This window comes from Ruegeria sp. C5 (genome assembly GCF_056537605.1).
The window spans coordinates 38,590-48,787 of record NZ_JBQFRX010000011.1; the positions used below are offsets into that span (position 1 = coordinate 38,590).

The window sequence follows — 10,198 nt, forward strand, 5'->3', positions numbered from 1 at the left end:
CAGATATGAAGGATATTTTCACCGATCGGACCGGGTTCGCAGATTTTCACTTAGAGCGCCCAGTGCCCTAAGCGGTATTTAGTTGGATATATCTGGATTTTCTGCGGTTTACTTGGGCAAATTGTGGATGCAAATATTTGCGTGATTTCACTGAACGCTGCTTAACGTGTTTACTTTGGGGAGACTGATTTTAGTTTGGATTCTGTTGAAAGTCAGCTCAAGCGAATAAAAATGCAACAAGATGAACGAAAAGGACGGCGCCACGTGAGTGCACGCAAAGTCCTGATTGTAGTGGAAAATCTTCCTGTTCCTTTAGATCGTCGGGTTTGGTTGGAGGCAACAGCGTTGGTGACCAACGGCTATCAGGTTAGCGTGATCTGCCCAACCGGACGGGGTTGGGATAAAGAATATGAAGAGCTTGAGGGGGTACACATCCACCGATATCCCGAGCCGCCGGAAGCGCATACAGGTGCTTTTGCCTATGCGCGCGAATGGGGTTCAGCGCTGTGGCATATGTTCCGCCTTGCAGATCAGATCTGGACCGAACGTGGGTTCGATTTGATCCACGGGTGCAACCCCCCGGATCTAATATTCCTTCTGGCGTTGCGATATCGGCGGCGAGGCGTGCGGTATTTGTTCGATCACCACGATGTTTGTCCTGAGTTATTCGAAGCAAAGTTTAACAAAAAAGGCCCTCTTTATCAGGCTATGTTGTTTCTTGAGCGTCAGACATTTCGTACTGCGGACGTGTCCATCGCAACCAACCAGAGCTTTCGCGACATAGCGATACAGCGTGGGGGCATGGCACCAGAAGATGTGTTTATTGTGCGTTCGGCCCCAAAAATCGAGAAATTCAAGCTGGGCCCGGCGGATACGGAGATTCGAGCAAAAGCCGGGACACTTATCGGTTATGTTGGTGTCATTGGTCAGCAAGAAGGTATGGATTTGCTTGTGGCTGCAGCTGCACATTTGATCCGCGAGTTGGGCTTTGATGATGTCCATTTCATGATTGTAGGTTTTGGTCCGCATCTTTCTGAAGTGCAACGAGACGTAAGCGAGCACGAGTTAGACAAGTATTTTACGTTCACCGGCGCTCTATATGGGGATGATTTGTTACGGGTGTTGAATAGCATAGATATTGGTGTCAGCCCGGACCCCAAAAACCCGATGAACAACATTTCGACAATGAATAAAGTTATGGAGTATATGACGCTGGAGAAACCGGTGGTTCAATTTGACCTTGAAGAAGGTCGCGCGTCGGCTGCGAATGCATCTCTTTATGCGAGCGCCAACGATCCCGAGGATTTTGCTACTCAGGTTGCGTGGCTCATTGAGCATCGGGAGGAAGGGCGTGAGATGGGACGTAAGGGGCGGCAAAGGGTGCTAAACGCACTTAGCTGGGAACATTCTGTGTCACATCTTCTGGCCGCGTATGATCGCGCCTTTCGGAAGATTGAAGAATCTCGGATTGCCTGAATACCCGAGCCGTAATCACGCTTGAGGTGTGCGATTCGTTCTCAGAGGTGGGTTGTCTGTCTCTTCGATTTCAGGGACAATCGGGCGCCAAGAGTGCTTTAGATCAAAATTGGAAACAAAATATTAACTCAAATCGATGTGCCTTGACGCCTATCTCTTTAATGTTGGCCATGGAATCTCCAACTAAAGAGAAAGTGGTTTGAAGAGAGTTTGCCCAGGGTAGGCGGGTAGAGCCGATATTGCTACAATTGTGCAGCATATGTACCACTTAGGCGTTGCAAGGTATGAAGAGCAATTTTTCTATGATGTGCAGCGCATGCCGCGCGCTATCCCTATATTAGGTTTTGTTGGTTGAAAAAGTTGTCAGGCGTATGAGTTCAAGTGATCTTTATGTTGAGCATTTTGGGTTAACCGAGCGACCTTTTACCCTCTTGCCTGATCCAAGCTTCTTGTTTTGGTCAGAGCCGCATAAGCGCGCCTTTATGGTTCTGGAGTTCGGCCTTTTATCGCGCGCACCGATCACCCTGATCACAGGTGAAATAGGATCGGGAAAAACGACTCTTATTCAGAAATTGCTGAGTCAGATGGACGACGATACCACCACTGGGCTGATTTCAAATGCCCAGCGTGGGCGTGGCGAGATGTTGCAGTGGGTTCTGAACGCGTTGGACGTTCAGGCCAACCCTCGTGCACCTTATATACAACTTTTCCAGAAGCTGCAGGAATTTCTGGTTTCCGAGTATGCGGCGGGCCGTCGCGTGGTTCTAATTTTCGATGAAGCGCAGAATCTGTCTCGCGAAGGTTTGGAAGAACTGCGCATGCTCACCAACGTAAATTCAAATAAGGATGAACTGATACAACTGGTGCTGGTAGGGCAACCTGAATTGCGAGACATGGTTTTGGATCCCAATATGCGTCAGCTTGCCCAGAGAGTAGCCGCCAGCTTCCACCTTCCAGGCATGAATCGCGCAACCGTTGGAGATTACATCTCGCACCGATTGAAAGTTGCGGGAGGCACCGGGGAAGAGTTCTCGGAGAAAGCGTGCGATCTGGTCCATCGCGCAACTGCAGGTATTCCACGGCTGGTGAACCAGCTTTGTGAATTTGCTATGTTATACACGTGGAGTGACGGTGTTGCAGAGGTCTCTGAAAAGGCCGTGCAGGCAGTATTGGATGATGGCGTCTTCTTTGGTGGTTTGTCGCTACCTGCAGGCGAACAAAAGCAGGAATTTAAGGTGCTGAAACTCGGAAAAAATGAACGCGTGCCCCCGGAGGAAAAGACGGGATGATCATACAAGTTTTCAATCTGTTGCAGGCTATCTCGCGGCGGAAAGGCTGAACGTGGATATTAAGTACTATTGGTCGATATTTTCGCGGCGTTTGCCGGTTTTTGTGCTGGTCGCCACAGTGATTAGTGCAGCTTCGATCATTGTCGCATACTCTTTACCGCCAGCCTATGTTTCGGAAATGAAGTTGATTATCGAGGCACCCAGGATTCCTGACGAACTTGCGGCGTCTACAGTTCGAACCCCAGCCCAACAGCAGCTTGAAATTCTGGAGCAACGGTTGCTGACTCGCGCCAACTTGCTGGAAATAGCCAACGATCAGAATGTCTTCGCGGATATTTCAGATATGACACCTGACAGGATTGTCGAGGCTATGCGGGCGCGTACAACAGTACGTGCTAGCGGGCGGCGTGATCCGGTCCCGTTGATGCAAGTTGAATTCGAAGCAAGATCGGGTTCGATAGCAGCTGGCGTGCTCAACGAGTATTTGAGCCTTATTCAGCAGGAAGATGTGGAATCTCGCACTGGCCGGGCATCACAAACACTCGAATTTTTTGAACAAGAAGTATCGCGATTGAGTGAGGAACTGGCCGAGCGCAATGCCTATCTTCTTGCGTTTAAGACCGAAAACTCGGACGTCTTACCGGAGAGCCTGGACTACAAGCTCAGCAGGCAAACGCTTCTTCAGGAACGTTTAGCACAGCTTGATCGCGAAATCATCGGACTGACAGACCAAAGGCAAAACCTTGTTTTAGTATTTGAAGCCACGGGGCGTGTGGGCGGATATTCTGGAGCAGCACAGTCTTTGGAAAGTCAGCAATTGGAAGGTCTCCGGCGCCAGCTTAATGAAGCCCTGGTTTTATATTCGGAAGAAAATCCACGTGTGAAACTACTTAGAGCCCGCATTACTGAACTGGAACAGACAGTTCTCCCCTTGGAAGCTCAGGGGGAGGCCACCGGTAATACCTTTTTGGATGCACAACTGGCCGAACTTGCATCCCGTATCAGCGTACTGAATGAGCAGAAGCAATCAGTTCAAACCCAATTGGAACAGCTGACCACTAAGATCAATCGCACGCCTGCTACTGCGATTCGAGTTGAAGAATTGACCCAAGATCGGGACAATATTCAGCAGCAATACAATTTAGCAGTTGATCGGTTGTCACGGGCCAGCACAGGTGAACGTATAGAGGTGACCGCGCAAGGGCAGCGTGTATCAATTATTGAACCGCCTGTTGTTCCAAGCAAGCCATCAAAGCCTAACAGGGCTATGATCGCCGGCGGTGGTAGCTTTATGGGTATTTTGGTGGGCCTGGGCTTAGTAATCCTGCTAGAGCTGCTCAACCGCTCAGTCAGACGGCCAGAAGATTTGACGACCCATCTCGGGATCACCCCGCTAGCAACAATTCCGTATATCACGACACCTGGTGAGAAATGGCGCAGGCGTGGATTAAAAGGGGCTTTGCTTACCGTCATTTTGGTTAGTGTGTCTGTCGGGGTTTACGCACTTCATACTTACTATCAGCCGTTGGATCTGATTGCTGACCAGGTCATGGACAAGATCGGCGTGCGATGGTGATCAGCGGCCTGAGAAGCTCTGATCGGAAAGGGTGATGATCAATGGAAAAACTGCAGGCTGCCATAGAGAAGGCCCGCGAACAGCGCCAGAAAATAAAACAGCCTCAACACGTTGTTGAGCAAGAAAGAGCGCAGGGTAAAACCACGGATCAAGCAGCGGGGGAGCTTTGGGAAAGTTTGGCGGAGGTCACCGTGTCTCCGCATATTATAGCTCGGAACCGCCTTGTTGCGAGTTCTCAGGGGGCGGCAGCCGTGCCTTTTGATATGCTGCGCACACGCATCTTACAGCAATGCAGACTAAACAGTTGGAAACGAATTGCTCTGGTTTCACCTCATAGTGCATGTGGAAAAAGCACTATAGCGGCGAACCTTGCCTTCAGTTTTGAGCGCCAGTCCGATTTACGTACCATGGTGTTGGACCTTGATCTGCGGCATGGCGGATTGAGGAAAATACTTGATCAGAATTGTACACATACAATGGGTGATGTGCTGCAGGGTACAATACCCTTTTCAAAGCATGGGCAGCGTCTTGGTAAAAACCTGGCGCTTGGGTTCAACAGCAAAACTGTCCGTAATGCCGCAGAGATTTTGCAAAGTGGTAAAACCTCCGAGGTGCTGGAAGCTCTCGAAGATAACTTCAAACCGGATATCATGCTTTTAGACATGCCCCCCTTGATGGAAGTTGATGACAATTTCGGATTTCTTGGGAATGCCGATTGCGCCATTTTGTTGGTTGAAGCAGATCGTACGACCATAGAGCAAGCTGATTTTGCTGAACGCCAGCTTGCAGAACTGACGAATGTGATGGGCGTTGTTCTAAATAAAACCCACTACGCGGAAGGGGCGTATGGGTATGGGTACGGGCACAGCTAGGCAGCTTGACGGAATATTTTAACTGTAACGAATGTTGGTATCGAGGAGACAGTAGTGATTATTCCGGTCATTTTGTGCAGTGCAACGGGAGCAGCGCTTTGGCCAAGCTCACGGCTATCTCATGCCAAGCAGTTTGTCGAACTGGACGGACGGAATAGCCTTTTTCAAAATACCCTTCGACGTGTTTCCGGACCCCAATTCACAAGCCCTTTGCTTATTGCCGATCAAGAGTGCCGTTTCTTGGTTGAAGACCAAACGAAACAGTTGGGAATAGTCCCGCAACGCACCTTACTAGAGCCAGTGCCGCGGGGAACTGCATCGTCAATTCTTATTGCTGCATTGAGTATCGAGAAAACCCCCGATGCGTTGATGTTGATCTGCCAATCTGATCGCAAGGTTTCAGATGACGTTTCTTTTTGTCAGACCGTCATGTTGGCGGCAAGTGCGGCCCAGAACAGAGCGCTGGTGGTGATCGGAGCCAGGTTTGGCGGATTAGCGTCTGATGTTGATCATATGGAATTGGAGGGTCAGGCAGAGCCAGGGCGTGCGCTTAAAGTGACCGGGTTTAACGGGCTGTCAAATCCCGAAGCAGCCTTACATGTTTTGGCAAACACCGGTACGTATCTGTTTCGTGTTGATGACATTATCAAAGCCTTTCAAACATATGCTCCAGAATTGGTCGATCTGTGTCGTCAGGCTTTGGAGCGAGGCCGTTACGATCTTGATGCCTTGTGCCTAGACAATGAAAGCTATGAAAGTCTTCCAGTCGCTTCGATCGAGGGCGCGATATTGGAAACCGCCGACAATACTGTAGCCGTCCAGCTGGAAACAGACTGGTCTGATCTGGAGGGGTGGGAGCGTGTGCATGACATCATGCCGTCGGATGAAAATGGTGTCACCTGTATGGGTACGGCAACCGCTGTTAACTGTGAAAATACCCTGTTGCGCAGTGAGGAAGATAGCGTCCGGTTGGTCGGATTAGGACTTAAAAACATTGCGGCTGTTGCAACCCGTGATGCAGTCCTGGTTGCTGACATGGATTGTGCGACGGATGTGGGGGAGACTGTCGTCGCGCTCCAACATCAGGGGGTGGCTCAAGCTGCTGAATATCCGCGGTTCCATAGGCCTTGGGGGTGGTATGAGACGCTTTGTTTGGGAGATCGTTTCCAAGTCAAACGTATCATGGTGAAACCCGGTGGAATTCTCAGTTTGCAAAGCCATCACCATCGAGCCGAGCATTGGGTGGTGGTCGCTGGTACCGCGCGGGTTACGGTAGGTGACGACGTTAGGCTGCTATCAGAAAATGAGAATATTTACGTTCCTCTGGGCGCGGTTCACCGAATGGAAAACCCAGGGAAACTTCCCATGTATCTTATCGAGGTGCAGACAGGTGCCTATTTGGGTGAGGATGACATAGTGCGTTATGAAGATGTTTATAATCGCACCTAATATAGTGAGGTAGTTTTTACGGTCTGCGAATGCACAAAAATATGCCTGGCTTCGTGAGCGTCCTATGCGGTTGACTGGCTTGGGTAAGCATCACGCCTGTGTGAAGTGAGATATCATATAATAAAGCATATGGTGAGCTTGGCTGCAGAGAACTGCCAAACTGTGTTATAGTAGGCAGATGTTTAGAGGGCGTATCTTCAAACACGTTGCTCTAAGGGTGCTGTTAAATGGTTGTTGGGTGATGAGAAATGTCAATTAGTACAATTTGTGTCCTAATACATACTTTGAAAAAGTTGCTTGGGGCGGCTGAAGCTTCAGTGTTAGAAGCGCGGAAACGCATCAGGATTATTACAATAACTGTGTGGAAGGTCGCTGAATATCAGCGCAGGTGATGTAAGATTTGGCGGCAGCCAGTGTTTGTATGGTTTTTAGGGGGTAAAGATGTCTACGCCGTTGTTGGAAAGCGGACCACACGATTTTGATGGCAATGTATCGAATGCGGTGGTTTTAGCGCATGATCCTTCATATTTATTAGCTGAAGGAACACTCGGCTTTACTTTCACGGCGGATGCGGTGGATGGTCGACGGTCTTTGCTTTCGAAGGATTCCAGCGGCTACGATAATGGTGGCCATGTAGGAGTCTTTATTGAGGACGGGCAGGTTGTTGTCCGTTTTCAGGATCAGACAGAAACATACACAGTTGAAACAGGAGCCCTGATCGAACCTGGTCAAATGTATCATTTGGCCGTAACCTTCGGCGCCGAGGGCATAGTTGTCTATGTGGACGGCATTGAACAAGCCAGTGATCCATACACTGGCGGTCTGGTGGGTAACGAAGAGCCGATCGTAATTGGCGCAAATCAATGGGCCAGCGGTAACGGCGTAGCCAACAAACTACGTGATGGTTTTGATGGCACGATAGTTAGTGCTGAAATCTACGATACCGCCCTTGATGCTGCAGAAATCGCAAATTTAAGCACAGAAGCGTTGAACGATGCTCCTGTGGCTGGCGATGACTCATTGCTGGCTACACTTGATACACCTTTGTTAATCAGTGGCGCGGCTGATCTCTTGAATAATGATAGCGATCCGGATGGGGATTCGATCAACCTGCTTAGCATCACACAACCGGCCAACGGTACGTTAAGTGACAATGGTGATGGGACTTATATATACACCCCGGATTCCGGCTATGTTGGGGCTGACAGTTTTAGCTATACAATCAGTGATGGGCAGGGGGGGCAAAGCGTTGGAAGTGTATCAATTACGGTGGCTGATCCCAACAATACAGCGCCTGTCACTTCGGACGATGCCTATACGACGAATGAGGACACCACTTTAAACGTTGCTGCTGCTGCGGGCCTCCTCGCCAATGATGGCGACTCTGATGGCGACGTACTCACACCAACGGTTGTAACTGGCCCAGCCAACGGTAGTTTGACGCTCAGTCCAGATGGAAGCTTCAGTTACATTCCGGACCTAAACTTTGCTGGCGAGGACTCGTTTACTTACGAAGTTGTAGATGGCCGCGGCGGAAGCGATACGGCAACTGTGACTATTACGGTCGATCCCGTGAATGATACTCCTGTCGCAGATAATGCGGCCTTCATCGCCAGGGACACAGCGTCCATAGGCAGCGTTGTGGGCACGGTTTCAGCGTCGGATGCCGATGGCGACACGTTGACCTACCAGATTATTGCGGGCAACGATGACGGAGCTTTTGCGATCACAGCTACCGGTGTGATCACGCTTTTAGATCCTGGTATTCTCGACCCTATCGCCGAGCCCTATCGCCAGTTGACTATTGAGGTCTCCGATGGGGCACTCACAGATACCGCAACGATAGACATCAATGTTCTTGACGGCTCAACACCTGCCCCTGGAGAAATTATTTCGGATGATTTTGCAGGAGGGTCTCTTGCCGCAGACTGGGCATTTTCCGGCATAGCAGGCAATGCTTATCTTGATGCCACCCCCACAGACGGCTTCCTTACTATCGTGTCGCCTGCAGACACTCCTGTAAGTGCTTCAGATTTTCTGACGACACCACGTGTTCTACAGGATGCTGCGGATGATGATTTTCAGATTCAAGCCGGTTTCCTGACGGAGCCCAGCCAAACCTTTCAGGAACATGGTCTTCTTGTTGTTCAAGATGATAACAATTTTATCCGGTTCGACATCGCCTTCACATCGAATTCGGTTCTCAGGTTAATAGTCGGAGTCGTTGAGAATGGATCGACCGACTATCGACTGTTCCAGGGAATTCCTTACGGTAGCGTGACCGACTTTAGAATTTCCCGCGTTGGGGATAGCTGGACTTTCGAAACTTCGAATGATGGTCTGAACTGGAGTACTGCTCTGGAAATAGATCACGCGATGATGGTTTCTCAGGTCGGCGTCTTTGCAGGCAGTGCGTCGAAAAACGGCTTCACACCAGGCTACACCGCGCAGGTGGATTACTTCGAGAACACAGCCAATCCGATCACTGATGAAGATGGCACGATTTTACCAGTCGACCTTTCACCTGATGCGGTGGATGACGGGCTGGTGACACCGGTGGGCGCGGCGCTTGTGATCGATGCTGCTGCGGACCTGCTGGCCAATGACAGCGATCCGAACGGGGATGCACTGACCCTGACCGGCGTGACGCAGCCTGCCAACGGAACCCTGACAGACAACGGCAACGGAACCTATACATATACTCCAAACGCGGGCTTCAGCGGCACCGACAGCTTCGACTACACAATCTCCGATGGCACCGAGACCGATACCGCCACAGTCACCGTCACGGTAAATGACACGACCCCGCCGCCGCAGAGCGGTATCGTATCGGACGACTTCGCTTCGAACGTGCTGGGGGCCGCGTGGTCCATTCAGGGCCCTGTGGGTATTTCTCATGCATTGGGTGTCAATGCGACGGATGCCTATCTGGAACTGGTGACCCCGGACGGGTCCTATGATGTCTGGGATTCAAATAACGGCGCCCGCGCGATGCAGGCGACGGCCGATACCGATTTCCAGATCGAGACCCGCTTTCTGACAACTCCGACGGACCGGTATCAGCTTCAAGGTCTGTTGGTCGAGCAGGACGCCGACAATTGGCTGCGGTTTGATACCTATTCGGACGGCAGCAAGCTTTATGTGTTTGCAGGGATCACCGTGGACGGCGATTCCAGCCAGGCTTTCCGGACGACGATCCCGGGTGGTACCGCACCATACTTGCGGGTGACACGCACCGATGACACCTGGGCCATGGAGTATTCAGTGGATGGCGCCACATGGGTGACTGCAGGCAGCTTCACCCATGAGCTGACTGTGACCCAAACCGGCGTCTTTGCCGGCAACACCGGCTCTGCCACAGGCTACACCGCGCAGGTGGATTACTTCGAGAACACAGCCAATCCGATCACTGATGAAGATGGTTCATACACGCCTGTCAACTTTGCACCTGATGCGGTGGATGACGGGCTGGTGACACCGGTGGGCGCGGCGCTTGTGATCGATGCTGCTGCGGACCTGCTGGCCAATGACAGCGA

6 protein-coding genes are annotated in these 10,198 nt (G+C 50.9%); all 6 read left to right on the top strand.

Features of this window, described 5'->3' with window-relative positions; all coding sequences use genetic code 11:
• Window positions 1–264 precede the first annotated feature (264 nt).
• Window positions 265–1,476, top strand: coding sequence for a glycosyltransferase family 4 protein (locus ACR0AW_RS20830; RefSeq protein ID WP_480439596.1), 1,212 nt, complete (start codon window positions 265–267; stop codon window positions 1,474–1,476).
• Between the two features lie 347 nt (window positions 1,477–1,823).
• The gene (locus ACR0AW_RS20835) at window positions 1,824–2,765 is read left to right on the top strand and encodes an ExeA family protein (RefSeq protein ID WP_480439598.1); all 942 of its coding nucleotides are present in this window, start codon (window positions 1,824–1,826) and stop codon (window positions 2,763–2,765) included.
• Window positions 2,766–2,817: 52 nt separating this feature from the next.
• Window positions 2,818–4,341, top strand: a complete 1,524-nt coding sequence (locus ACR0AW_RS20840; RefSeq protein ID WP_170734215.1) for a lipopolysaccharide biosynthesis — start codon at window positions 2,818–2,820, stop codon at window positions 4,339–4,341.
• A gap of 41 nt (window positions 4,342–4,382) precedes the next feature.
• Window positions 4,383–5,213, top strand: a complete 831-nt coding sequence (locus ACR0AW_RS20845; protein ID WP_170734216.1) for a CpsD/CapB family tyrosine-protein kinase — start codon at window positions 4,383–4,385, stop codon at window positions 5,211–5,213.
• A gap of 54 nt (window positions 5,214–5,267) precedes the next feature.
• Window positions 5,268–6,662 carry a mannose-1-phosphate guanylyltransferase/mannose-6-phosphate isomerase gene (locus ACR0AW_RS20850; RefSeq protein ID WP_170734217.1) on the top strand — a complete coding sequence of 465 codons (1,395 nt, stop codon included), beginning with the start codon at window positions 5,268–5,270 and terminating at the stop codon, window positions 6,660–6,662.
• Between the two features lie 441 nt (window positions 6,663–7,103).
• The coding region (locus ACR0AW_RS20855) for an Ig-like domain-containing protein (RefSeq protein WP_480776509.1) at window positions 7,104–10,198 on the top strand (3,095 nt) is incomplete at its 3' end.

Excerpts from the sequence above, each read along its gene's own strand:
- ACR0AW_RS20845 (WP_170734216.1), top strand. The coding sequence starts at position 4,383 with ATGGAAAAACTGCAGGCTGCCATAGAGAAGGCCCGCGAACAGCGCCAG.